General features: G+C 42.9%; 22 protein-coding genes and 1 pseudogene. 14 read left to right on the forward strand and 9 right to left on the reverse strand.

From position 1 onward, the window contains the following. Positions 1–57 precede the first annotated feature (57 nt). Positions 58–225: pseudogene (locus MB380_RS19755) on the forward strand (30S ribosomal protein S2); the annotation flags it as partial. A gap of 61 nt (positions 226–286) precedes the next feature. Here MB380_RS19755 and MB380_RS19760 read toward each other — a convergent pair. Beyond that, positions 287–1612 (reverse strand): PAS domain-containing sensor histidine kinase, encoded by a 1326-nt coding sequence (locus MB380_RS19760; protein WP_101724515.1) that lies wholly within the window; start codon positions 1610–1612, stop codon positions 287–289. Positions 1613–1774: 162 nt separating this feature from the next. Here MB380_RS19760 and MB380_RS19765 point away from each other — a divergent pair, with 162 nt between their 5' ends. The 3 genes from MB380_RS19765 to MB380_RS19775 all read left to right on the forward strand — a co-directional run bounded on the left by MB380_RS19765 (position 1775) and on the right by MB380_RS19775 (position 4020). Further along, positions 1775–2425 (forward strand): hypothetical protein, encoded by a 651-nt coding sequence (locus MB380_RS19765; RefSeq protein WP_253530602.1) that lies wholly within the window; start codon positions 1775–1777, stop codon positions 2423–2425. Between the two features lie 111 nt (positions 2426–2536). Beyond that, positions 2537–3259, forward strand: a complete 723-nt coding sequence (locus tag MB380_RS19770) for a YebC/PmpR family DNA-binding transcriptional regulator (RefSeq protein ID WP_253530605.1) — start codon at positions 2537–2539, stop codon at positions 3257–3259. 80 nt (positions 3260–3339) lie between these two features. Beyond that, positions 3340–4020 (forward strand): carbohydrate-binding family 9-like protein, encoded by a 681-nt coding sequence (locus MB380_RS19775; RefSeq protein WP_253530608.1) that lies wholly within the window; start codon positions 3340–3342, stop codon positions 4018–4020. Between the two features lie 93 nt (positions 4021–4113). Here the strand turns inward: MB380_RS19775 and MB380_RS19780 are convergent, their stop codons facing one another. Then, complete coding sequence (locus MB380_RS19780) at positions 4114–4494, reverse strand: hypothetical protein (protein ID WP_253530612.1); 381 nt, start codon at positions 4492–4494, stop codon at positions 4114–4116. A gap of 313 nt (positions 4495–4807) precedes the next feature. Between MB380_RS19780 and MB380_RS19785 the strand changes: the two genes are divergently transcribed. Beyond that, a complete protein-coding gene (locus tag MB380_RS19785) occupies positions 4808–6985 on the forward strand; it encodes a TonB-dependent receptor (RefSeq protein ID WP_253530614.1) in 2178 nt (725 codons plus the stop codon). Between the two features lie 200 nt (positions 6986–7185). Next, positions 7186–8550 (forward strand): GH12 family glycosyl hydrolase domain-containing protein, encoded by a 1365-nt coding sequence (locus MB380_RS19790; RefSeq protein ID WP_253530617.1) that lies wholly within the window; start codon positions 7186–7188, stop codon positions 8548–8550. Between the two features lie 45 nt (positions 8551–8595). Here the strand turns inward: MB380_RS19790 and MB380_RS19795 are convergent, their stop codons facing one another. The 4 genes from MB380_RS19795 to MB380_RS19810 all read right to left on the reverse strand — a co-directional run bounded on the left by MB380_RS19795 (position 8596) and on the right by MB380_RS19810 (position 10962). Beyond that, positions 8596–9021, reverse strand: a complete 426-nt coding sequence (locus MB380_RS19795) for an SRPBCC domain-containing protein (RefSeq protein WP_253530620.1) — start codon at positions 9019–9021, stop codon at positions 8596–8598. Positions 9022–9035: 14 nt separating this feature from the next. Beyond that, the gene (locus MB380_RS19800; RefSeq protein ID WP_253530623.1) at positions 9036–9671 is read right to left on the reverse strand and encodes a GyrI-like domain-containing protein; all 636 of its coding nucleotides are present in this window, start codon (positions 9669–9671) and stop codon (positions 9036–9038) included. 17 nt (positions 9672–9688) lie between these two features. Beyond that, the gene (locus MB380_RS19805) at positions 9689–10183 is read right to left on the reverse strand and encodes a DinB family protein (RefSeq protein ID WP_253530626.1); all 495 of its coding nucleotides are present in this window, start codon (positions 10181–10183) and stop codon (positions 9689–9691) included. 95 nt (positions 10184–10278) lie between these two features. Next, entirely contained in the window at positions 10279–10962 is a 684-nt protein-coding gene (locus tag MB380_RS19810; RefSeq protein ID WP_253530636.1) for a YafY family protein, read from the reverse strand. A gap of 180 nt (positions 10963–11142) precedes the next feature. On the opposite strand from MB380_RS19810, the gene MB380_RS19815 reads away from it, so the two are divergent. From MB380_RS19815 to MB380_RS19845, 7 genes are all read left to right on the forward strand, one after another. Next, positions 11143–11784: a hypothetical protein gene (locus tag MB380_RS19815; protein WP_253530640.1), complete on the forward strand. Its 642-nt coding sequence runs from the start codon at positions 11143–11145 to the stop codon at positions 11782–11784. Between the two features lie 3 nt (positions 11785–11787). Next, positions 11788–12369, forward strand: a complete 582-nt coding sequence (locus MB380_RS19820; protein WP_253530642.1) for a hypothetical protein — start codon at positions 11788–11790, stop codon at positions 12367–12369. Continuing rightward, entirely contained in the window at positions 12366–14654 is a 2289-nt protein-coding gene (locus tag MB380_RS19825) for a histidine kinase (protein WP_253530661.1), read from the forward strand. The genes MB380_RS19820 and MB380_RS19825 overlap by 4 nt, the downstream gene beginning before the upstream one ends. Before the next feature lie 22 nt (positions 14655–14676). Continuing rightward, entirely contained in the window at positions 14677–15468 is a 792-nt protein-coding gene (locus tag MB380_RS19830) for a LytTR family DNA-binding domain-containing protein (RefSeq protein ID WP_253530662.1), read from the forward strand. Positions 15469–15567: 99 nt separating this feature from the next. Beyond that, a complete protein-coding gene (locus tag MB380_RS19835; protein WP_101724530.1) occupies positions 15568–15762 on the forward strand; it encodes a hypothetical protein in 195 nt (64 codons plus the stop codon). A 144-nt stretch (positions 15763–15906) separates the two neighbouring features. Continuing rightward, positions 15907–16362: a RidA family protein gene (locus tag MB380_RS19840; protein WP_253530665.1), complete on the forward strand. Its 456-nt coding sequence runs from the start codon at positions 15907–15909 to the stop codon at positions 16360–16362. Between the two features lie 102 nt (positions 16363–16464). After that, on the forward strand, positions 16465–18846 hold the full coding sequence (locus tag MB380_RS19845; protein ID WP_253530666.1) for a M1 family metallopeptidase: 2382 nt from the start codon (positions 16465–16467) through the stop codon (positions 18844–18846). Positions 18847–18928: 82 nt separating this feature from the next. Here the strand turns inward: MB380_RS19845 and MB380_RS19850 are convergent, their stop codons facing one another. The 3 genes from MB380_RS19850 to MB380_RS19860 all read right to left on the reverse strand — a co-directional run bounded on the left by MB380_RS19850 (position 18929) and on the right by MB380_RS19860 (position 24734). After that, positions 18929–21664 carry an alpha-L-rhamnosidase gene (locus MB380_RS19850; RefSeq protein ID WP_253530680.1) on the reverse strand — a complete coding sequence of 912 codons (2736 nt, stop codon included), beginning with the start codon at positions 21662–21664 and terminating at the stop codon, positions 18929–18931. A 163-nt stretch (positions 21665–21827) separates the two neighbouring features. After that, positions 21828–23420 (reverse strand): S8 family peptidase, encoded by a 1593-nt coding sequence (locus MB380_RS19855; protein ID WP_253530681.1) that lies wholly within the window; start codon positions 23418–23420, stop codon positions 21828–21830. A gap of 177 nt (positions 23421–23597) precedes the next feature. After that, positions 23598–24734, reverse strand: coding sequence for a PLP-dependent aspartate aminotransferase family protein (locus MB380_RS19860; RefSeq protein ID WP_253530684.1), 1137 nt, complete (start codon positions 24732–24734; stop codon positions 23598–23600). A gap of 81 nt (positions 24735–24815) precedes the next feature. Between MB380_RS19860 and argB the strand changes: the two genes are divergently transcribed. Next, the gene (gene argB, locus MB380_RS19865) at positions 24816–25604 is read left to right on the forward strand and encodes an acetylglutamate kinase (protein WP_253530687.1); all 789 of its coding nucleotides are present in this window, start codon (positions 24816–24818) and stop codon (positions 25602–25604) included. Positions 25605–25608: the final 4 nt, after the last annotated feature.

The raw sequence follows: 25608 nt of genomic DNA on the forward strand, positions 1-25608 counted from the left end.
TAATATACTCTATTTCAGCAACTTATGATTTTAAATTTAAGAGGTGGACAAGTCGGGACACTTGCTTTAGGTAAGGCTATTGAAGAAGGTATCATGGAGCGTAAAATGGATAAAGATAACGCCGCTCTGCAAGAAGAAGAAGAAGCTAAACGTGCAGTAGACGAAACACCAGCAGCAGTTGAGGAAACTCCAGCAGCAGTAGCCGGTGACGAAACTGAAGCATAATTAGCCAAGAAATACTAAGTTTAAAGGCCCGGAATTTTGATTTCGGGCCTTTTTTTTGCTTCTAAAAAATAATCTGAAACCGGGTGCCTTCGCCAACTTTTGAAAATACTTTCAGGTTACCGCCATGCATTTGCATTATCTGCCTCGACAAACTCAGACCAATGCCCGAGCCTGTTTTCTTGGTGGTATAAAACGGGATAAATATCTTTTCAAGCGCTTCAGGCTCAATACCGCTGCCATTATCGCCAATTTCAACTATTTTCTGTTCATCAATTTCAAAGGTTCTGATTCTTACCTGAGGATTCAAACGAGACTCCGTAGCTTCAACTGCATTTTTTATAATGTTTATCAGCACCATTGCTATCAGCTCGGTATCGGCCATTAAATCAAAGCTCTCTTTAAAGTCTGTTTTTAACTCAATCTGTTTCTCTTTCAATTGCGGCTGAACCAGGTTTAGCACCTGAGCTATTAATTCTTTAGAGGTGGTTTCTTCAAACTTCGGTTTGGGTATGCTTGTAAACTCGCGGTAGGCATTTACAAAGTTCATAATACCCTTGCTACGGTTTTCTATCGTAAACAAGGCTTCTTTCAGGTCGTTAACAGTTTCCTGAATACCCTCTTCCTTGCTTAAATCAAGCTCAATAATTTCACGCATGGTGCTGGCTAGTGATACTATCGGCGTTACAGAGTTCATAATCTCATGGCGCAACACTTTGGTCAGGTTCTGCCAGGCTTCCAATTCTTTCTGTTGCAGCTCAGACTGAATGTTCTGCAACGAAATTAGTTTAATAACACGCCCCCTGAGGCTCACGGTGGCAGCGTTGATAGATATCTGTTTTTCGTTAGCTGTCTGATATAGCGCCTTACTGCCAGAAGAGATATTGTTCAGGATGTCAAACAATTCAGCATGGGCGGTTTTAGAAAGCTCGCTGATATTGCGCAAACGATAAATATTTAAAATACGAAAGGCCGCATTGTTTATGAGCTCAATGTTGCCAGACGAATCGTAAGATAAAAGCCCTACATTTACGTGCTGAACAATAGTGTTAATATAGTGCAGGTTAGCTTCTTTTTCGGCGCGTGCCTGGCGGAAGGCCTCCAGAACTCCATTGAATTGCTGGTTTACCTCTTCAAAACTTCGGCCCAGTTTGTTATCAGACCGAAACTTAACGGCGAAGTCAGAATACCGCACAGACTCAAAAAAACGGGCCAGCTTCCGGTTAATAGAAGTAGTATAAGTGAAAATCCAGAAAAATACGAGTGCCGACAAAATACCAAACAAGCCCACTGCCGACCACTGGTTCTGTAAAAAATAATAAACCATTGCCAGAAGTGTTACACTTAAAACACTAATACGCAGGATGATACCAATTGCAAAATGCCTCATGAAAAATAGCTGCTTGTAGGCGTGAAATTAAAAGACGGTTAAACGGTTAATCTTTTCAAAAAGAAAGAATTCTAAAGATAACCCTACGATTTAAAAAATCGTGAAACAACACAAAAGAAAATTTGTCAAATTTCGTTAAATACTTGTTAAATCAATAATAAAATGAGAACCAGACACATAAATAAAAATTTATTTACCCTCCTTATTCTGGGAATATTGTTGTCGGGCTGTTCTGCTCAAAGAGATTTTCTTTCAGATAATTTTTCTAAAGCAAAAGCTACCCACCAACGCATAGCCATATTACCATTTGATGTGCAGTTTGAAAACCCCGTAAACCGGAATCCTGATACCCGCACGCAAAGATTTTTCAGCCAGCAGGAACGTGAAGCAAGCCTTGATACCCAGAAAGAACTATTTGCCTACGCCGCCAAGCAGGTAGAAAAAGGAAGATACGAACTGGCGTTTCAGGATTTCACCAAAACCAACAGCATACTGGCAAGCAGTGGTATCAGGCTGGAAGACATAGGCAGGCATGACAAAGCTCAGCTGGCACGTATATTAGGGGTAGACGCCGTAATCTGGGGCCAGTTGCAGGTAGTTATCAGCCGCCAGAACCGGTACTCTATGATGCCCTCTTATATGGGGAACGACGGTGTTGAGGCCAATGTGAATCTGTATGATGCAGCCACCGGAGAGCTGCTGTGGAAAACCAATATGAAACAGCGCCCAAACAACCGCATGGATACCCCCCACCACCTGACCAGCCAGTTGATTGCACAGGTAGCCAAACATTTACCATACCGAACAAAATAAGTGGATTATTAAAGTAAATTTTTCTAATTTCGCGCTCTGAACTACCGGCGGTGTCATCAAAAAAGACCGTGTCCGGAATATTATTAAAAATTAGCATTTACTTGATATATTATGGGAAGAGCGTTTGAATTCAGAAAAGCTCGTAAAATGAAGCGTTGGGGGCAAATGGCCAAAACATTTACTCGTATTGGTAAAGATATTGCCATTGCCGTAAAATCTGGCGGCCCGGACCCTAACAGCAACTCGCGCCTGAGAGCCATCATACAAAATGCCAAGGCTGCCAATATGCCAAAGGCCAACGTTGAAAATGCCATTAAGAGAGCATCTTCTAAAGAGCAGGAAGACTACAAAGAGATGGTTTACGAGGGATACGCCCAACATGGCATTGCCATACTGGTTGAGTGTACCACCGACAACACCAACCGCTCGGTAGCCAATGTGCGCAGTTATTTCAGCAAATGTGGTGGCAGCCTGGGTACCTCGGGTATGTTGGATTTCATTTTCGACAGGAAGTCGGTCTTTAAGATTGCCAAGAACGACAAAATCGATGTGGAAGAACTGGAGTTTGAGTTAATCGACTTTGGTGCTGAAGAGGTATTTCTTGATGAAGAAAGCAACCAAGTTAATATTTACGGCGAGTTTACCGCCTTTGGCGCTATTCAGAAATTTCTGGAAGAGAAAGGCTTTGAATTACTACAGGCCGATTTTGAGCGGATTCCGACCGATATGAAAACTATTACGGAAGAACAGGCCGCTGACGTTGAGAAACTGATAGAAAAACTGGAAGAAGATGACGACGTGCAGAATGTGTATCATAATATGATAATTGCCTGACCTGAATCTTGATTTCTATATTCGTCAGAATCCAAAAGATTCTGACGTTTTTATTTAACCACCTCACTTCTGCCTATACCATGTTTCATATTCTGTACTCATTTATTCTCTTAATGATTATGTCAACCCCTGATTATAGCGTTTCTTTATCAAAAAACGAGTGGAAAGACCTCGACAGCAAGTATTTCAGGCATTCAACCACCGGCCAAACCGCAACGCAGGAAACACTGGTAAAGCTGAAATATGACGACCAATACCTTTATGTTGCCTTTGAGTGCCACCAGAACCCCTACTGGAAAGAAAACACTTATCAGGTACATAACACAGAAATGTATAATCAGGAAGTGTTTGAGGTCTTTATAGCTGAAGGAACCGAAGTACCTGAGCGATATCTGGAACTGGAAATAAACCCCAATAATGTATTGTGGATTGGGAAGATACATAACCCTACCAAAGGACATGGCGGAGGGAATTCGACCGAAATGATAGACTATGCAAAGGCCGGTATCAAACACAGTGTAAAAACGCAAGACGATACCTGGAGTGGCACTTTGCAAATACCGCTGAGCTTGATTGGCTCAGGAAATACAAAAGATTACAGAGCCAACTTTTATAGAATTGTATCTACGCAATCGCACAAGAAAGGCGACTGGAAATGTAACCCCAAAGAATGTGATTTCTTATGCTGGAGCCCAACCATGAGCGGTAAAACTCCGGCTTTTCATAGACCTGAGTTTTTTGGCTCGCTGCATTTCAAATAAAAGGCCAATATAAACCAGCTCATTAATTAATTACTACGCTTAATCAGCCTGCATCTTAAAACAAATGTTTAAGGTGCAGGCTGATTAAATTTACTAGTTTTCATCCTTTAAAATCTTGCCCAGTCCTTCGCCCATTTTCTTCATGCGGGCATAGTTTTCGTACGAGTTTTTGGTTTTATCCATCTCAATCTTTAAACTACCCGGATACATCCTGATGTAAAATGCCATCTTATTATCAAGCACCATATCAGCATCCAAACGTGCATTTTCAAAAGAAAAGTCGCTTTCGTTTTCAAGTTCCTCATCCAGATACTGCTGCACTTCTTTAGTAAACCTTTCGGGATACCTGGCAGTAAATTTATACAAATCATGAGTTTCGCTATGCGAAATAGAAATATCCCCTTTGTTTTCACAAGACGAAAAGAACACAAGCCCCAGAGCAGCAATCAAAAATAAGTTAAATAGCTTTTTCATAATTATTTGTTATTAAAACGGTTTGAAATCGTTTCGATAAACAAATATAATGCAATGCTAGATACATTGTTATACATAGTACCTTGCTATTGCAATTATTATGATAAACGGTGCTATTGAAGGATGAACGGAACCCGGTAACTCAAAGTCATTCATTCCTATTGGCAGCTAAGCCAAGATCCTGCTTTTTCACGCACGCATCTATCCTTTAATAATCAGAATTTACTCTTGAAAAATCAGCTTTTGTCAGAAATCCCTACCCTGTCAAACCCGAATCCGATAGGTTTGCATCATCATTTAAACCAGCATACTTATGACAAAGCTTATACCTTATATTCTGTTTTATCTGTTTCTTATACCCATTTTAAAAGGGCAGACCAACATTAAAGGCAAAGTAACCGACAAAAAGGGAGAGGCCATTCCGGGTGCCAACATCTATATTAAAGGCAGCTATGATGGCGCCACCAGCGATGCCGAAGGAGGCTATCTATTCAGGACCAGTAAAAAAGATACAGCCACTTTAGTAGCCAGTTTTGTGGGATATGATAATTACGAGCAAAAAATAAAGCTAGCCGGTGGCACAACCGAAATCAATATCAGAATGCAGGAGTCGATGAATGTCCTGAATATGGTAACTATTACAGCCGGAACATTTGAGGCATCGGACAGTAAAAAAATGGTAATGCTGAAACCATTAGATATTGTAACCACTGCCGGAGGCGGCGCTGATATAACAGCGGTTATGCAGCTTTTACCGGGTGCGCAGAGAGTTGGCGAGCAGGAAGGGCTGTTTGTAAGAGGCGGCTCAGCCAACGAAACCAAAACCGTTATTGATGGCATGATAGTTCAGAATCCGTTTTTCAGCAGTACGCCTGATGTGCCTCAACGCGGGCGTTTTACACCCTTTATGTTTAAAGGTACGGCCTTTAGTACAGGCGGATACTCAGCACAATACGGGCAGGCTCTTTCGTCGGTATTGCTGCTGCAAACCCGCGACAAAACCGATGATGCCAGCGGCTGGAACATCAACGCCAATATGGCTGGCCTGGGCGCTACTTATACGCACAAGGGAAGCATTTCCGGCTCACTTTACTACACCAACCTTACCCCATTTTTTAACCTGATGAAATCAAACATTGCGTTTGATAAAGTACCGCAGGGCCTCAATACCTCATTGACCATTAATGAAAATCTTACTAAAAACAGCAACCTGAAAATTTACGGCAGCTATGCTGAAAATCAGTCAATCATCTCATTCCCTACTTATCAGTCCACAGACTCATTTTATAAATTCAATCTGAAGAACAAAAACCTATTTACCAATGGTACCTACCAGGTTAACTTTGATGAAGGCCGATGGATATTGCTAACAGGCTTATCTTATAGCCGCAATACAGATAAGATAAAAATTGGTAATGATGCCGGCGACCGCCTGGACGAACGCACACAAATACGAACAGTATTAACCCGGCTATTTGGTAAAAACAACGCCAGCTCATTTTTATTTGGAGCCGAATTTCATGCCATTAAAACAGGCAACATCTATAATCATTACGATTTCAGCTTGCAGGATAATTACAGCGCGGCGTTTACAGAAACCGAATTATACATTACCCCAAAACTGGCCGGAAGACTTGGACTGAGGACAGAATATACCAGTGCGATTGACAAGGCAAATATTGCTCCGCGGGTTTCATTGGCCTATAAAACCGGGCAGTACAGCCAGGTATCGCTGGCGGCAGGGCAATTCTACCAAACACCAGAGAAAAACTATTTGTACCTGAACCGTAATCTGGATTATGAATTGGCAAACCACCTGATTTTGAATTACCAGATTATTAAAAATGACCGAACTTTCAGAATGGAAGGTTTCAGGAAAGACTACAAAAACCTGGTTTTAGAGCATACCAGCTATTATGACCCGAACCCATACCGTTTCACAACCGGGCCGACTGACAACAAAGGCAAAGGCTTTGCACAAGGCTTTGATGTATTTTACAGAGACAAGAAAAGCATAAAAAGCGGTGAGTTCTGGCTGACCTATTCTTTTCTGGATACCGAGCGATTATTCAGAAACTACCAGAAAGAAACCATGCCTACTTTTGCTTCAAAACATAATGTTAGTGTAGTTTACAAGCAGTTTTTTGAGAAAATAAGTACCAACGCAGGTGTAACCTTTACCCATACAAGCGGCAGGCCCAATTATGATTTCGCTACTACATCGTTTGCGCCTCAGTACACCAGACCTTATGAAAACGTAAGTCTATCTGCCAGCCACATACGCACCGTCAAGGGTAACTTTATGGTATTTTATGCTACTTTAGACAATCTGTTTGCCCGTAAAAATGTATTCGGGTATCGTTATTCTGCTGATGGCAAGCAACGCTTTGAAGTAATACCCCCCATGTACCGGACTTTCTTTCTCGGGGTTTCCATCAATCTATCAAAACAAATGAGTAAACCTAAAGAGGCAGATCTGGATAACTTGTAAGAGTTGGAAACGCACGCCAGGAAAAACCCATAATGTAAAAGCACTATGACCGTAAAAAAAACTATATATGTTAATAAAAGGCGGATTTTCTCTCAAATACCCCGCTCTTCGCTAACAGCGCACTTGCGCACACAGAAAGTTAATTTATCTTTGAATGTCCGAAATTTGAACCAAAGAACAATTAACTTGAACCACCAAACATGAAACAGAACTATCTTTTTTGCTATCTGCTATGGCTATTTACCGCCGTTATTTCTTGTACCAGCGAACAACCTGCAGCCAAGTCCAGCGAGGCCAAAATAGTGAAGCTGGAATTTGAAACCGCCGGAACAGTTTATGCCACCACCATTACCGGAAATAACATTAGCCTGGAAAAGGCTATTCCTTACAGTGCTAAAGAAGTGGCCGTCAAAACCATCACCGCTTCTAACGGAGCAACTGTAAACATGAAGGCTGGAGACAAACTAACAACCGCCCAAACCGATATTCTTGTAACGGCAGAAGATGGCGTAACCAAGCAGACCTACAAAATTAACTGGCAGATAGCTGCCGCATCAACAGAAGCGGCACTGACAGAAATTGTGTTTGCTTATAAAGGCGCCGACTATACCGGAACAGTAAGCAATGCTACCATTGTGTTAAAGAAAGAATTGCCTTATAATGCCGACGGCACTATCAGCATCAAATCATTTAAGGCATCTGCTAATGCAACTGCCAACATCAGCGTTGGCCAGGAAGTAGGCGTTGATAAAGCGCTAACAGTTAGCATTACTGCTGAGGATGGCAAGGTTAAAAACAATTATACGCTGAATAGTTTCAGAGACGAAGAGGGTAAGCTATTAATTGCCCAGTCTACCATTAAAAGTTGTGAGGCTTTTAAAACTTTTCAGACGGGCGAATTTATGGTTGAAAATAACCTCTGGAATGTTACAGGTTTAGCTGCGGGTTCTTATTCATTGTGTGTTTATAATTATAATGCTGATTCACGATTCCTTTTGGGTTGGTCGTGGGACTTCCCAACTTCTGCTACCAATATTAACGCCTATCCTGAGGTTATTTACGGCCAAAAACCGTGGTATCCGAACACAACTACCGCACAATTGCCGAAGAAAATAGGTGAGTTGGGCAAGCTAAAAGTGAATTATGACATTGAAATGCACATTGAGCGCGGAAGTTATAATCTGGCATTTGATAACTGGATTAGCTCGGCAAAGGTGGCCACACCAGGCAATGTTCAGTTTGAGTTTATGATTTGGGAAGATTACCAGAACCTTGAGCCATTTGGTACCTTTAAGGAAACCGTAAATACTACCAACGGTAGTTATAAGTTTTACATGGGCGAGCCCACCTGGGAGCCCGCAGGCTCTAACTGGACATACGTTGCCTTTGCCAGAACAGATAAAAGGCAAGCCGGCAAAGTAGATGTTGACGAGCTGATAGCCTATCTGGTAAGCAAAGGTATCGTTTCAAAAGACAGTTACCTGTCTTCTATTGAGTTTGGCAATGAATTAGGTAATACCAAAGGCTACAGTGTTCTGAAGACCTTCGTAGTAGAGACCAGATAAATAACTATACAGGAGGCTGCGTTTTAATGGCAGCCTCCTGTATCATTAACCCTGCTCTGCCACTTTTCTTAATTCATCCAGTACATAGCCCCAGTCATTCTCAGAACGCTCAGCGGCGGCATCGTCCTTTAAACCATCCTGTGTTACGGTAAGCAGGGTTTCGCCGGTCTTTTCTTCTAATGCGTAGGTTATGTTTGCATAATTTGCAGGAATATCGTCTGACCCACTCATATTGCTCCAATAATTATAGGTAACCGATTTCCCGGGTTCAATAGCCAGTATGGTTCCTTTGTCTTCATAAGGTTTGCCATCCCACTGGCCCGAGAAAACTATCGGGCTGCCTACCTGCCAGTCGGTTCTGGTTTCGGTGCCAAACAAATACAGCTTTATTTTCTCGGGGTTAGTGAGCGCATCCCATACAGCTGCTGCCGGAGCTTTAATTGTAATGGTTTTTTTTATTTCTTTTGGCATAGTTTCGAGCTGGTTTATATAATTAATTTTTTTACGGGTTCTCTTAAAATGGTTTTCAGCTTTTCAGGTGCTGTTTTGTTGAAGTCAGACAAATAAATTTCATGGTGCAAACCATTTCTTTGCAACTGCCTGGCCTCTGAAAAAGCCTGAATCTGCAAGAGGCTCTCAGGCTCTTTATCAAAAGGCCCTATGTGCAGCATCTGCACGCAAAGCCCCTCTTCCATCTCGAACAATTCAACACTGGCAGCCCGGGCAATCTGTTTTTTATAGGCTACATTTTCAGCAGTGTTTTTAATATCTTCTGCTGCTACAAACGCAGGCAGGCGAATCAGCATTCTATACTGCCATTCACTACGGGGTATTTTTTGTGGGGCTTCGGCCATAGAAACCCTGCTATTGGTGGTTTCGTCAAACCACCAGAGGCCCTCCAGTTTAGCCACTATAAAATCTTTTTGCTTAGCCTTATACAAGAACTTAAGGGCATAAGCCGTAGCATACAAAGCCTGTAAAGTGGTTCCGTAGTCAGGCTGCGAAGGGTCTCCCTTGCCCAAGACAGACAAAAATCTGGCTGCTTCAATATTTACCAGCGTTGGCTTTGTTGTAGCGGTATAGTAAGCTTTGTAAGCTTTACTTAAATCGAGTTTTTCCATGTTGCGGTATCATTTTATCAGAAACCCTCATCGGCGCTCGGGCCATAGCTGCCCGGTATAGGAATATTGAGCAGGCGTAAAAACACCCCAAGCTGTGCACGGTGATGAATTGTCTGGCTCAGACACATACGCAGCACATCTTTTTTAGGTCTTACACTGTAAACGGTTTCACCACTACGAAGCGTCCAGTTTTTGTCAATCTGGCCTTCATATTCTTCTTTCAGGTACTCGCGCCCCTCTTTCAGGTTATTTTCAAAATAGGTCATTAAATCTGATGTATTGTTAACCTGTGCCGGGTTGTAAGGGTTGTTTGCAAAATTCAGTTCATCGGTTGTCATGGTCATTTTTATCCATGAAGGCAGTTCGCCTATGTGCGTAGCCAGTTGCCTGATGCTCATGCTTTTTTCGTGCGGTCTCCAATCATACTTGTCGTCAGGCACAATAGATAACATTTTACGGGTAGTTTGGGCTTCCTGCTCAAATTCGTTTGAAAATTCCTGTAAGAAAGACATAGTTTTTTTTGCGTTTAAATGAATGATAATGCAAAGAAAACGGGCCTCACTGACAACCCTATGTCAGTCTGTTTTTGAAATTTTCTATAAATTTTTCAGAATTCAACCGGCAACTGATAATCGTTCAGCGTGATGTGGTTTTTCTTTCTGTAAAGGATACCGGTATCCTGAATAGAACAAATGCGTGAAACCTTAAAATCGCGGTATTCTTCCCTCAGGTGGCACCAGGCTATCATGTGCCAGCTAAAAGCATAAAAAACCAGGCCTATGGCTTCTACCTGCCTTTTGCTTGATTCTTCTTTGTTATTGACGTAGGTTATTTCAAGAATATTTCTGGCTATTATGGCATTCTGAATACTACTCAGATACTCAAAGTCATTGTTGAGCCGCTGAGGTATCTGCAATCTTATATTGTCTGTCAGCATATCCATCTTTTCTTTCTGGCTGGTACGTAAAACAGCCTTCACTTTGCTTAGGGCTGACGAGTAGTGTTTCCTGATAGACTTGTCGGCGAACCCTATTGTAACGCTTTCCATGAGCAGCAATGCGTTGGCTTCTTCAATGCTGAATGCCACCGGTGGCAGAAAATACCCCGGTACTACAAAATACCCTTTCTGGTTTTCGAACCCAACCGGAATACCCAGTTCGCCCAGCGCCTTGATGTCGCGATAGACAGTACGGACACTGATTTCATACTTTTCGGCAATGCTTTCGGCACTTACAAATTTCTTTGACTGCAAAGTGGTTACTATGGCCATCAGCCGGTCTATTCGGTTCATCACTATCAGTTTATAAGATTGTATGTCAAAAATAACAAAGTATTTACACCTGCAAAAACCAATTTCACGCTCACAAAGCGGGGTTTCGTCAGAAAGCCCTGTGGTGTCCCTCCCGTACTGTCTAATTTTGAAGCATCAACCCGAAGCAAACAATTATTTATCATTTAAACATAGTCAAAAATGAAACGAATTATTTTAACTATCAGCTTTTTATCTTTAATTTTCGTTCAGTCTTTTGCGCAGAAGGCCGAGTACGTATCAGCAATGGAAAACGCCATCGGCCTGTTAAGCGAGTTTGAAAATACTGAAAATACCAGGCAGGGCGTAAGCCAGCTGGAACGCATTGCAACTGCCGAACCTAACGAATGGCTACCAGGCTACTGGGCAGCTTATGGCCTTGCCAACCTGAGCTTTGCAGAGCCGGAGGCCGACAAAAAAGATTTGCTGCTTGACAAAGCCGATAAGTTTCTGGCTTATGCCGAAAAACTGCAACCGGGCAATGATGAAATAGAGGTACTGAAAGCCTACATAGCCAATGCAAGAATGGCAGTAGCCCCGCAAGACCGCTGGCAAAAATATGGCGCTACCGTAAGTATGGGCTTGCAGAATGCCAATAAAATAAACCCTGAAAACCCCAGAGCCAAATTATTAGAAGCCCAGGGTATCTACTTTACACCAGAGGCTTATGGCGGTGGTAAGAAAAAGTCGGCTCCGTTGTTTGAAGAAGCCCTTAAGAGATTCGCAAAATTTAAGCCGGCATCTGGCATTGCGCCCAACTGGGGTGAACGAGACGCCCGATGGTTGTTATCACAAACAAACTAAGCAATGAAAGAATCGACCGTTTTATTAGGATACGCAGACCTTATTGAAAATACAGATAAACATCTGAAAAAACACTTCATACTTTTTTCAATATTGGGGCTAATCGCCGGTCTTGGCAGATTCGTTCAGGAAGGCGGATGGGGTAACATTAACGCAGGCCTTCTTACCTTACTTGAAGTAATAGTGAACCTGGCACGTTTGTTAATCATCTTTGCAGTAATCGGTCGGGGGCAGCCGCTGGCTGGGTTCAATCATTTTCTGGCTATATTCAGACTCAGGAAATCAGACTGGTTAGATACCTGGTCTAATTTTAAAAACAATGTAAGGCATCATTTTCTGGCTATTTTAGTCAATTTAATAATTTACGTAATAGTAGCGGTTATTACCAATATTGCCATATTTGCTACGCTTGAATACAGCCCCTTGCTTAACTGGTTGAAATCGGCAGATTTAATCAGCCAATCGGCAGGCAAATGGCCCGTAATACTTCTTTTAAAAAATATCTCTATTATTCCGTTTACACTGGTATTTGAGACCCTGCTTGTGATGTGGATTGTAGAACGAAACAAAACAATAGAGGAATGAACTATTTACCATCAGAAATAAAGAATATTCCGTCAGACGGCATACAAAATCTGCAGGCAGAGACCATTGCCGGTGGAATAGAGCTGGTAGGATATGACGAGAACCAGATACGGATAGAAATATATGCATCTAAGCGGCTGGTAGTTAACCTGTTCAAAAAAGAAAGTGTTAACTCGTATGACATAGGCCATGAGCTGGTAAGCATAACCCGGCAGGGAGACAACCTGCGGGTAGCTGCAACCAATAATGGATTCTGGAAATGGGACTGGCTGAGTTTCTTCCGGGTATCGCTCCGGATTTTTGTACCCCGAAACATAAACGCCGTCATAACAACCAATGTTGGCGACATATCTCTTAACAACCTTAACGGCAGGCAAATGCTCCGTACAACCATTGGAGATGTAAGAATTGCTAATTCTTCAGGTGAGATTCAGGGCAAAGCAGCTGCAGGAAATATTAAGATTGGCAATTGTGATATCAAGGCAGACCTTTCTTCTTCAGGAGGAAACATACTGATACATAATTCAAAGGGAGAAATTAACTGCTCTACAAGCGGAGGTAATTTCAAAATGGAGAATTTCAGCGGAAAACTATACACCAAAACCAGCGGAGGCAACATAAAAGCTAACAATATTTCAGGCGAATTCAAGACGTATACCTTCGGAGGTAACATACGGCTTGCAAACATGAAAGGCAACATTGGCGCCTCTACCAAAGGTGGTAATATCAATATCCAGGCGGTTTCTATTAACGAATACCTCTGGATTGAAACCTCCGGTGGCAACATAAAGGCACAATTACCCTTAAACCAGGGCATGCAGATAGAGGCCGACGGCGGTTCGGTAAGTGCGCCATATATTCAGGGTTTTCAGGGCATTAACCGCTCAGGTTTTCTTTCTGGTAGTGTCAACGGGGGTGGTGCAAGTGTAAAATTAAAGTCATTTGGGGGTAATGTTAAAATATATGCCCCCAAAGCTGAGCCTTATATAGAGGAAACCGAGTTTAAAAAAAAACAGCCTACCTGGGCTGACCGCCTCAGTGTAGAAAAAGCCCCAGATGTCAGTTCGCAGGTTACGCCTGTTCAAAACGCCACCCAGAATCCTGAACCGGCCAGACGCTATTATAAAGACCGCACCGAGGGGTTCAGAGTAAATTTCAGAGGCATTATAAACAGGCTTAACTCCAGGTTTTTATTTTACACGCTGCTTTACACCATTTTTTTTATTTACGGGCTTAACAGCATTCTCTATTTTTCGCTTGAACTCCTTAACCCTACTTCTCTTGAAGCAGAACAGAATAAGGCTGTATTTCTGGCTAATCTCACAACCGGGGTGTCTTGTTTTATAAGCCTTACCATTTTTATACTTTTTATAGAGCGCTTTCTGATTAAGAACTGGTCAAAGTATACCATTCTTATTGTGCTTACCTATGGTGTTATTATGCTAACACGGCTCATACAGAAAGCATTTTACCTGCTTGAAAACGATGGAGGCCGTTACTGGACCCATTACTGGAAAATTATGTCGGTAAAATATACCGATGGCTGGCTTGTTAATCAGGGTACCTTATATCTGTTTATACCTATGATAGCCGTTTGCGTCTTTTTTTATAACTGGCAACGTTCTAAAGACCTGGACCGCAAAATATCTGAACAGGAATACCAATTACTGAACCTTGAAAAGCTGAAAACCAAAGCACAACTAAACGCATTGGAGGCACGTATTAACCCGCATTTTTTGTACAACTCGTTAAACAGCATTACAGGTCTGATTCATGACAACCCCGATAAGGCCGAAGAAATGACAATTCAGCTCTCAAAATTGTTCAGAGCTACGACCGGCCGTTCTGACCAGAGTTTTCATACCATAGCCGAAGAGCTGGATATCGTAAAATCTTACCTGTCTATTGAGCAGATGCGCTTTGGCGACAGGCTGAACTATGCCATTAACATAGAAGCTGGTCTTGAATCAATCAAAATTCCACGCTTTCTGCTACAACCGGTGGTTGAAAACGCCATTAAACATGGTATTTCTAAAATAACCGAACACGGTATTATTGATGTAAAAATTAGTAAAGAAGACAACCTGATTGCTTTTCAGATACACGACAACGGCCCGGCTTTTAAAGAAGATTTAAGCGGAGGCTATGGACTGAAAAGCATCAGTGATAAATTGCGCCTGATTTATGGCAATGAAGCTGGTGTGCAAATACAAAACAACGATTTCAAAGCCATTATCATCAGAGTTCCGGTTGAAACAGCCGATAAAACACATATAGAAGTGTAGTTCAATAAAAATTCAGCATTGTATGTTAAAGACCATATTAATAGACGACGAACCACTGGCCATAAGCCGCTTAAAGAGACTGCTGGCTAGTTATGGCACGACCATTCAGATAATTGATGAAGCGCATAACGGACAGGAAGGGCTGGAGAAAATAGAATCGCTCAAACCAGACCTGATATTTCTGGATATTGAAATGCCCCTCATGACAGGCTTTGAAATGCTGGCTAACCTGTCTTATATGCCAATGGTTATTTTCTCTACCGCCTACGACCAATACGCCATAAGAGCATTTGAGGAGAACTCGATTGATTACCTGCTGAAGCCCATAGAAGCCGAACGATTGGAAAAAACCATAGAAAAACTAAAGAAACTGGAAGACAAAAAGGAAGACAGTTCGCTGAGCGCCAATCTGATGCAATTGCTTGAGCAGTTAAAAATAAAAGAAGATGCCCTGCGCACACCCGCTCAAAAGCAAACCACGGCTCACTCCATATCAGTAAAATCAGGCGAACGCATTCTGTTTATACCCTTAACTGAAATCAGTTACTTTGAGGCCGAAGATAAATATGTGTTTCTGAACACAACAGATGGCAAACAGTACCTGACCAACTATACCATAACGGGTCTGGAAGAAAAACTACCCGACAATTTTGTGCGTGTCAGTCGCTCGGCTATTGTTAATTCTATCCACATTAAAGAACTGCAAAAGTATTTTAATGGTAAATACCTGGTATTGATGCGAGACAGCAAAACCACCAAACTGGAAACGGGCTCTACCTACGGCGATAACCTGAAAAAGCTGATGGAAATTTAAGATTATAGGTCAAAACTAATCCTTTTGGCTGTGGCATAGTTTTTTAATACTTATTAAAGATACCCATGTTTAAAATGAATATAAATCTTTAATAATTATATGAATCTTAAAAGAATCTTCGGGTCAATACTAACCGTGTTAGGCATTGCCGGTCTTATTTATGCTGCCGTATTATTTGTAAATACCACAGGTGGCACCAAAAACATAAAAGCGCTTATTATTTACGGCATTATTGGTTTAATTTTTTTCAGCTCGGGCATTAACCTGATTCGCACCACTAAAGATGAAGCATAACTGCTAAGCCTGCAAAATTTATGACCCTGTAAGAGCGCCACTACAGAAAAACTAACATTGCAGTACAGTTGTTACATTTACGGTTTCATACGCTTTGATTTTACATACAAAATTCTGAAAATTGTATAAACAAACTCAAACCGTATGAACAAACCTCTGTTAACCACACTTTTAGCCTTTTCTGTCTCATTTGCCATTGCACAAAACAAAGAAATCGTAAAAACCGACAAAGCTCCGGTACCGATTGCTCCTTACAGCCAGGGAGTAAAAGCCAACGGCATGCTATATGTAGCCGGGCAGATAGGTCTGAACCCTGAAACCCGTAAACTGGTAGATGGGGGCGTAGAACCAGAAACCATGCAGATAATGGAAAACATTAAAGCCATTGTTGAAGCCGCCGGAGCCCGCATGGAAGACATTGTTAATACAACTATCTACATGAAAGACCTCGGTAATTTTGCCAGAGTAAACGACTTGTACGGCAAATTTTTTACCGGTACCTTTCCTGCCCGTACCACGGTAGGCGTTGCCAATTTGCCCGGCGGAGCCAATATTGAAATGGCTGTAATAGCCGTTTTACCCAAGGTTCGTCGAAAATAAGTCGAATATGGTCTCTTCCCCATCCTCCGGGCACATTTTTAATATACATCATTCAGGTTTTTATTTATTTTTGTTAATCAATCAAGTTCCTTCATCATATTCATGAAAAACACCATTCTATTTATCTGTTTATTGGCGGGGTTCACGGCGTTTGCGCAGATGCCGGCCACTACCCAATACAATGCCAACACCCGTTTTGAGCAAATGGGCACCGAGCTACCCACACCCAACACCTACCGCACCGCCTCTGGTGCACCGGGCAAAGACTACTGGCAACAAAAAGCCGACTACGACATTAAAGTGGAGTTGGACGACGCAAACCAACGCATTATTGGAACAGAGGTAATTACGTACACCAACAAATCGCCTGACGAACTGCGTTACATCTGGTTGCAATTAGACCAGAACCTGTTTGAAAAAACATCTATCAACGCCTTAACCAAAACAGGCGGCATTGAAAACCAGATGTCTTTCGGAGCCATTCAGGGTATCAACGCACCCAGTTCGGTAAGAGCCACTATTGCCAGCAACAAAGAGTATGGCTACAAAATTACTTTGGTAAAAGATGCCAAAACCGGGGCCAATCTGGTGTATACCATCAACAATACCATGATGAGAGTAGAAGTACCCACACCTTTGAAAACCGGGCAATCTTACTCTTTCCGTGTCGACTGGAACTATAACATTACAGACTACTACGGCCGCTCGGGTATGGAGTACTTCCCTAAAGACGGCAACTATAACTACTTTATTGCGCACTGGTTTCCGCGGATGGCTGTATATGACGACGTAAACGGCTGGCAGCATAAGCAGTTTTTGGGGCAGGGAGAGTTTACTCTTCCGTTTGGAGACTATAAAGTTGAAATTACTGTACCTAACGACCACGTTGTTGGGGCAACCGGCGAATGCCAGAACTACGACAAAGTTTTGTCTGCCACACAACTGAAACGTTTCGAACAGGCTAAAAACTCTAAAACTCCGGTTGTGATTGTTACTCAGGCCGAAGCAGAAGCCGCTGAGAAAGCTAAGCCAACCGGCAAAAAAACCTGGATTTACAAGGCATCTAATGTGCGCGACTTCGCTTTTGCCTCGTCTCGTAAATTTATCTGGGATGCCATGCAGACTGATGTGTATAACAACGGCCGCAAAATATGGTCAATGTCGTTCTACTCAAAAGAAGGTAACCCGCTTTGGGGGCAATACTCAACCCGTGTGGTAGAACATACTTTGAGAAGCTATGGTAACCGTACCATTCAATACCCATATCCGGTAGCCATTTCATGCCATGCTACTGCAGGCGGTGGTATGGAGTACCCGATGATATCGTTCAACGGTGGGCGTCCTGAGCCGGATGGCACCTACTCTGAAATGACCAAAGCAGGTATGATTGGTGTAATTATCCATGAGGTTGGCCACAATTTCTTTCCGATGATTGTAAATACGGACGAACGTCAATGGACCTGGATGGATGAAGGCCTGAACACTTTCTGCCAGTATCTGGCTGAGCAGGAATGGGACCGTAACTTCCCGTCGCGTCGTGGTGAGCCGCAATACATTGTGCCTTACATGAAAACCGATAAGACACAACAAGTGCCTATCATGTCTAGCTCAGACAACGTTATATCATTAGGGCCAAATGCCTACGCTAAACCTGCTACGGGTTTAAATATGTTGCGCGAAACCATTATGGGTCGCGAGCTGTTTGACTATGCATTTAAAGAATACGCACGTCGCTGGGCGTTTAAATCGCCGCAGCCTGCCGATTTCTTCCGTACTATGGAAGATGCCTCAGGCGTTGACCTGGACTGGTTCTGGAAAGGCTGGTTTTATGGCGTAGAACCTGTTGACCAGGACCTTGCCGAGGTTGAATGGTATTCTATCGACAACCAGGACCCGGTTGCTAAAAAAGCGGCAGATAAAGCTGATTTTGACGCCAAGCGCGAAACCCTGAGCAATATCCGCAACAAAACAGATATTAAACAAACCGTAGTAGAGGCAGACTCAACGATGAGAGACTTCTACAACTCTTATGATAAGTTTGCCGTAACAGCTACCGACAAACAGAAATCGGATCAATATAAAGCCAGCTTGTCTGAAGAAGAACGCAAAATGCTGGAAGAAGGCAAAAACTTCTATGTTTTGAAAATCAAAAATAAAGGTGGTTTGCCAATGCCTGTTATTGTGAAACTGGATTACGAAGACGGCACTAACGAAATTGTGAGAATACCTGCTGAAATATGGCGATTAAACGATAAAGAGATTAAGAAAACGCTTCCAACTACCAAAAAAGTGAAGAAGTTTACACTTGACCCTTTCTATGAGATTGCCGATATTGATACAGCCAATAATGCATTCCCGCGTGAACCGGAGCAACCAACCAAGTTTCAGGCTTTCAAACAAAGGGCGTTCCAGCAAGGGCCTAACCCTATGCAACAGGCTAAACAAAATCAGCCATCAGGTGTGCAAACCAGTGGTAAGAACTAATTCTTACCCTACACATAAAACATAAAAACGAAAGCCAGAGCAAACACGCCCCGGCTTTCGTTTTATAATTCAATTTAGATTCTTAATTCCTTACTCTGAACTCATACTTGCCTGAACCCACCAGCAATTTGGTGTGATTACCGTCTATGCCATCAATCTTGATATCAGACGAAACCGGTTTGCCTCCTTCTTCAATATCAGGTACGTTTGTGGTGGGCAAATAAACCGTAGCTGTGGTGTTCGCCGGAATTTCAATGGTGTATACCGTACTTTTGCCGTCTTTTTTCCAGCCAGATGAGGCCAGACCATAATTGGTGATGATTCTGGCACTGGCAGAGGTCAGCCCGTCTCCCAAATGCGGTTTAATGATAATTTTCTTGTAGCCTGCACCAGACTCATCAACATCAATACCGGCTACATCCCGATACATCCAGTCTCCCACGGCGCCATACGAATAATGGTTGAACGAGGTCATGCTTGGGTCCTGAAAAGTGCTGTCGGGCTTCATAGAATCCCACCTTTCCCAAACGGTAGTGGCGCCCATTTTAATTGGATACAGCCATGACGGGTAGGTATCCTGCAATAACAACCGATAGGCAACGTCGGTTCTGCCAAAACGGGTGAGTACAGGCGTAAGGAACGGCGTACCCAAAAAGCCGGTAGTCAGGTGATAATTATAGCTTTTTATGTTATCTACCAGTCGGCCTACTGCCTGCGGGCGTAATTCTTCGGGCAGCATATCAAACTGTAAGGCAAGTATATAGGCTGTCTGGGTTTCAGAAATCAGCCTTCCGCTGGCTGTCATAAATTCTTTGCGGAACGCGGCCTTTATGCGCTCCAAAAGGGCTTCATAATCTTTTACCTCCTCTGTTTTGCCCAGGAGCCTCGCCGCTTTGATCATCAGGCTGGCATTATAAGCAAAGAAACACTGTGCTACCAGATAATTATCTGTAATGGCAGACTTCTGGCCAATCAGACCTTTCGAATCATCTACCCTGTATGATAGCCAGTCGGCAAACTGGAAACCGGTATTCCATAAATCATTATTTGCGGCTTTTCGTACATAATCCAGATATGCTTTCATGCTGGGGTATTGTTCTTCTACCACGCGCTTATCGCCATATACTACGTACAGATTCCATGGAATGATGATACCCGCATCAGACCAACCTGCTGCACCTGCCGGGGTATCAAAAAAAGTACCTTTCAGGGCATTGGGTATCACAAAAGGAATGGCGCCATTAGGATTCTGGTCGGCAGCCACATCTTTCAGCCATTTAGAGAAAAAATTGTTTACATTGAAATTGAAAGCGGCCGTGCGTGAAAAAACTTCAGCGTCGCCTGTCCATCCAAGGCGTTCATCGCGTTGTGGGCAATCAGTTGGTACATCAAGAAAGTTACCCCTCTGCCCCCATTGTATGTTCTTTTGTAGCTGGTTTACCAGTGGATTAGAGCATTCAAAGCTGCCCGTTGGTTTCATATCAGAATACAAAGCCACAGCGGTAAAGTTATCGGGGTTCAATGGTTCTTTCAGACCCTCTACCCTTACGTATCTGAACCCGTGGAAAGTAAATCGCGGTTCGTAGGTTTCAACCCCTTGGCCTTTCAGAATATAAGTATCCTGCGCCAGTGCGTTTCTGAGGTTATCAAAATAAAGCCCACCGGTTTTATCAAGCACTTCAGCGTGCGAAAGCACAATTTTATCACCCGCATTACCCGACACCTTCATTTGTACCCAACCTACCAGATTCTGGCCGAAATCAAGTACCTGCTCGCCTTTTGGCGTTCTTAGCACCTTTACAGGCTTAAAGGTTTCATGTTTGGTAATCAATTCATGATTAGCAGCAAACAGTATATCTTTCGGGAAGTTTTTTACTACCACCGACTGCCAATTTTTGTCGTCAAAGGTAGCGGTTGCCCAGCCTGCCTTCTCATGTCTGGCATCATATACTTCGCCGTCATAAATTTCAGAGAATTGAATAGGCCCGGTTGATACTTTCCAAGTGCCGTCAGAAATAACAGATTCTGTCTTTCCATCTGTATAAGTTATATTTAACTGGCAAAGCAATGCGGTTTCTTTGCCATAGAAATTCACCTTTTTCTCCCAGCCTAATTCACCTCTGTACCAACCATTGGCCAAGCTTACACCAATGGCGTTTTTGCCTTGCTTTAAAAGATTGGTAACATCGTATGTCTGGTACAACAAATGTTTGTTGTAGCTGGTCCAGCCGGGTGTCAGGTAGGCATCGCCTACCCTTTGGCCGTTTATATGTGCCTCATACAATCCTTTAGAAGTAATATAGGCAATAGCCGATTTAATCTTTTTTGATGTGCTGAATGATTTTCTGAATTGCGGCACTATGCCATAGGCAGTATCTGCTTTAATGCCGGACGAAATCCATTGGGCTGTTATTTCAGAAGCCGGGTTGAGTAGGGCCGTCTGCCAGAAAGCCGTGGTACTCCAGGGTGACTCATTCGCCTGATTATCCCAGACTTTTACCTGCCAGTAGTATTTCTGCCCCGATTTAAGCGGAGCTCCCTGATAGGTTTGTAATACAGACTCATCACTATTTACTTTACCTGAATCCCAAACCAGATTTTTTTTGGCGAAATCGGGAGATGTGGCTATCCGAATGCTGTATGCTGTTTGAAGAATGTTACGACCGCCTGCGGCAATTTTCCATGTAAAACGTGGCCTGGTTACGTCCAGACCGATAGGATTCACCCGGTTTTCGCAGGTTAAATCATAGGTACTCAGGTTTTGAGCCATCGCGCTAATACCAGCGAGACAGACGAGCAGGGTAAATATTCGTTTCATTGCAATTTTTAATTTTATCAATAATATTTTGCACTATTCTACAAAATAAACCGAAAACAACCAGAGTACCCTCATTTACTCTCCTGCTATTGTCTCATTTTGATAAAATAAAAATCCGTAGCAGAGGCTGCTACGGATTCATAACTTATCTGATTAACATTTGTTATTGCTTTGCGGTCATTTCGCTGGCCATTTTTACAGCATTGTAGGCATTTACAATGCCACCCGTTACCGACAAATCTTCAAACTTCACAATCTCTTTGGTTCCGGGTTTGTAAACTCTCAATTCCGGGGCTTTCACTGCCGACTCCAGAATAATTTTCTTCAACTGGGCCGCTGTTAGCTCAGGGAAATACGATTTCAGTAAAGCGGCAACACCTGTGGTGGCTGGTGCAGCCATACTTGTACCGCTCTTTTCTTCATATTTAGAACCCGGAATGGTAGAGTAGATATCAACACCCGGTGCAAACACATCTACATTGTTTTTACCATAGTTGCTGAACTCTGCCACGGCATCAGGTGCATTTTTCCATGACAAGGCTCCTACTGATATCCAGTTTTCGGCTTTTCCGCCATTGGCATAGGTGTTGGTGGGGTAATGCACGTCTACATCAGTATCCTCATTATCATTACCGGCAGCGGCTATCAGCAATACACCTTTCGACTGCGCATACTTCACGGCGTCGTCGACCCATTTTTTCTCAGGAGAATAAGGTTTTCCGAAACTCATATTGATAATCTGTGCGCCGTTGTCTGCGGCGTAACGAATAGCATTGGCCACGTCTTTATCTCTTTCGTCGCCATCAGGTACGGCGCGCACCACCATAATGCGTACATTATCTGCCACACCTTTTATACCCAGATTATTATTGCGATTGGCCGCAATAATACCTGCTACGTGGGTACCATGCATACCGTCGGGGCCTACCACTTCGTTGTTGCCATATTCGCCGTATTGCAATTTATCAGGCTTGTCGCCCACCACTACACGTGGGTTGAAATCAAGATTGAGGTTATACTTCTGTTCGTTTTCGTAGTGTTCAACGGCATCTTTAATATCGCTGCCGGTAGCGCCCAGCTCCATAAACTTCTCTAATGTACGCTTGGCCGCTCTTACACTGCGGTCTACGCTGTTTTCGTCAATGCCGGCTATGCTTTCTTTTGTCAGATTATCCGTTTTCAGATAAGCCTTCAATACATTCTCCGACTCTACGAAGTTCTTATACAACTGTGCATAAAATGGGGCATATTGTTCAGCTTCTGCTTTTTTCTCTTCATATTCTTTTTGCAGCTTCTGATACAACGCGTATTCAGCCTGATTTTTACGTAGTAGTTTCTTAGATGGTTTATCTCCGAATTTTTCCTTCAGCTGTTTCAGCATGCGTGTTATTTCAATCTGCTCGTGGTTTACGTCCTGGCCGTCTTTACCACCCAGAAAATCCCAGCCATTGATATCGTCAACGAACCCGTTTTTGTCATCGTCTTTACCGTTCCCTGCAATTTCTTTAGCGTTTACCCAGATTCTGTCTTTCAAATCCTCATGGTTTACATCCGTACCACCATCAATAACGGCCACCAGAACAGTTTTAGATGGTTTGCCTTTCAATAATTCGGCGTATGCACGCTCAACGCTCATACCTCTAACACCGTCTTTTTCAAAATCAAGATTCTGCCAGTTTGGTTTAGTCTTTAACTGTTGTGCGCTGGTTTGTAGAAAAAAAGAAAGGAGAAAAATTGAAAAAAGTACTTTCTTCATTATTTAGTTTTTTGTGTTAATAAAATAGACCTGTTTGTTAAAGTATAGCGTCTTTCGCCGGTACCTGCCTACTTAAGAAAATAAGCTGATTGCGAATATAAACGATTTGCTCCGGCTTTTATTTAACCCAGAATGGGTTATTTTGGTTAATATTTAATTAAAATAAATATTTAGTGCTTATAAATTTTCAAGTGCCTGTCTGAAATCCGCAAGCAGATCGTCGATATTTTCAATGCCTGTTGATATTCTCAGCAGGTTATCAGGACTTACCGAATGGGCGCCCTCTGCCGACTTACGGTGTTCTATCAGCGTTTCTACTCCGCCCAGGCTGGTAGCATGTTTTACCAGTTTCAGGTTGGCTGTCAATTTCAGGGCAGCTTCCTGGCCACCTTTTACCAGTATTGACATCATACCGCCAAAACCGTTGCTCATTTGTTTTCTGGCAACCTTGTGATATTCATTGGATTTCAGACCCGGATAATTTACTTTTTCTATCTGCGGATACCCTTCCAGAAACATGGCCAGTTTCATGGCATTATGGGCATGTACCGGCATCCGGACTGCAAAAGTAGAAAGACTACGAAACAACAACCAGCAGTCGAAAGGTGAGGGTATTACGCCTCCTGTTGTCTGAAAATTCCTGATTCTGGCTTTCAACTCCGGCGGGCAATTATCGTTAACAATAATGCAGCCACTCAGAATATCAGAATGCCCACCGAAATATTTGGTGCTTGAGTGCATGATGATATCCACGCCAAAATCAAACGGACGGGTAAAATAAGGGGTAGCCCAGGTGTTATCGCAGCCCACCAGAATATTTTTAGCTTTTGCCAGTTTTACTACTGCCTGTATATCGGTAATTTTCAAACTTGGGTTTGATGGCGTCTCTACCCATATCAGCCTGGTATTTTCTCTGATTGCCCTTTTTATCTGGCCAATGTCGGTCATGTCAACTGCTGTGCAGGTCATACCCCAGTGTTCATACAGGCTCTCAATCATATAACGGGTGCCGTAATAGATGTCGTCCGGTAAAATTACATGGCTGTTGGTACCCAAAGCATGAAAAACGCTCATGGTAGCTGCCTGACCCGACGAAAAAGCAATGGCATCGGTACCGCCTTCCAGCGCAGCCAGTTTTTCTTCCAGCATACGTCGGTTGGGGTTAGAGGCGCGGGCATAAATATCACGTCCCTCAACAAAGGTTCCGTCGGCGGCGCGCTCAAAAGTAGTTGAAAGAATAATGGGGGGTATCACCGCTCCGGTGGCGGGTTCACCATCATTTCCGGTATGTATGGTTAGAGTTTCTAATTTCATGTGTAATTTTGGGGATTAATAACGGCTAAAGATTATATTCCTTTATAAAAACTACCTCTATACGGCAAATATAACCAATAAATGAAGCAAAAACTTAACATTATAAAAATCGGCGGCAATGTAATTGACAACCCAGATGCCCTGGCCAGATTCCTGAAAGACTTCTCGGCTTTACCTGATGCTAAAATACTGATTCACGGTGGCGGTAAAATTGCCACTAAAATAGCAGTTAAGCTGGATGTTGAAACCAAAATGGTAGACGGCCGCCGTATTACAGACCTGCCTATGCTAGAGGTAGTAACAATGGTGTATGGGGGTTTGGTAAACAAACAAGTGGTGGCAAAGCTACAGGCTTTGGGCTGCAACGCCATTGGCCTTACAGGCGCTGATGCCGGGGTAATACTAGCCAGAAAACGCCCGGTAAAAGAAATTGATTATGGCTATGTGGGAGACGTAGCGCAGGTGAACGACAAAATCATTAAGAACTTTGTAGAAAATGAGCTGACACCCGTTTTTGCACCACTTACTTTTGATAAAGAAGGAAACATCCTGAACACCAATGCCGATACGCAGGCGTCGTCGGTAGCGGTGGCTATGGCGCAGCATTACGAAGTAAACCTGATTTACTGCTTTGAGAAAAAAGGAGTTTTGTCTGACCCTGAAGATAACGATTCGGTCATACCTACCCTAACACCGGACAGCTATGCCGGATACAAAGCTTCAGGCGCCATTAATGCCGGTATGATACCCAAACTGGATAATGCCTTTGCCGCCCTGCAGAAAGGTGTAGCCAAGGTGATAATCTGCCATGCCGATGAATTACTGCAAGCAGTTGCCCATGGACAAAGCGGAACACAAATAATTCTTTAACTTT

The sequence above is a fragment of the Emticicia sp. 21SJ11W-3 genome, assembly GCF_024138715.1.
Taxonomy (GTDB): Bacteria; Bacteroidota; Bacteroidia; order Cytophagales; family Spirosomataceae; genus Emticicia; species Emticicia fluvialis.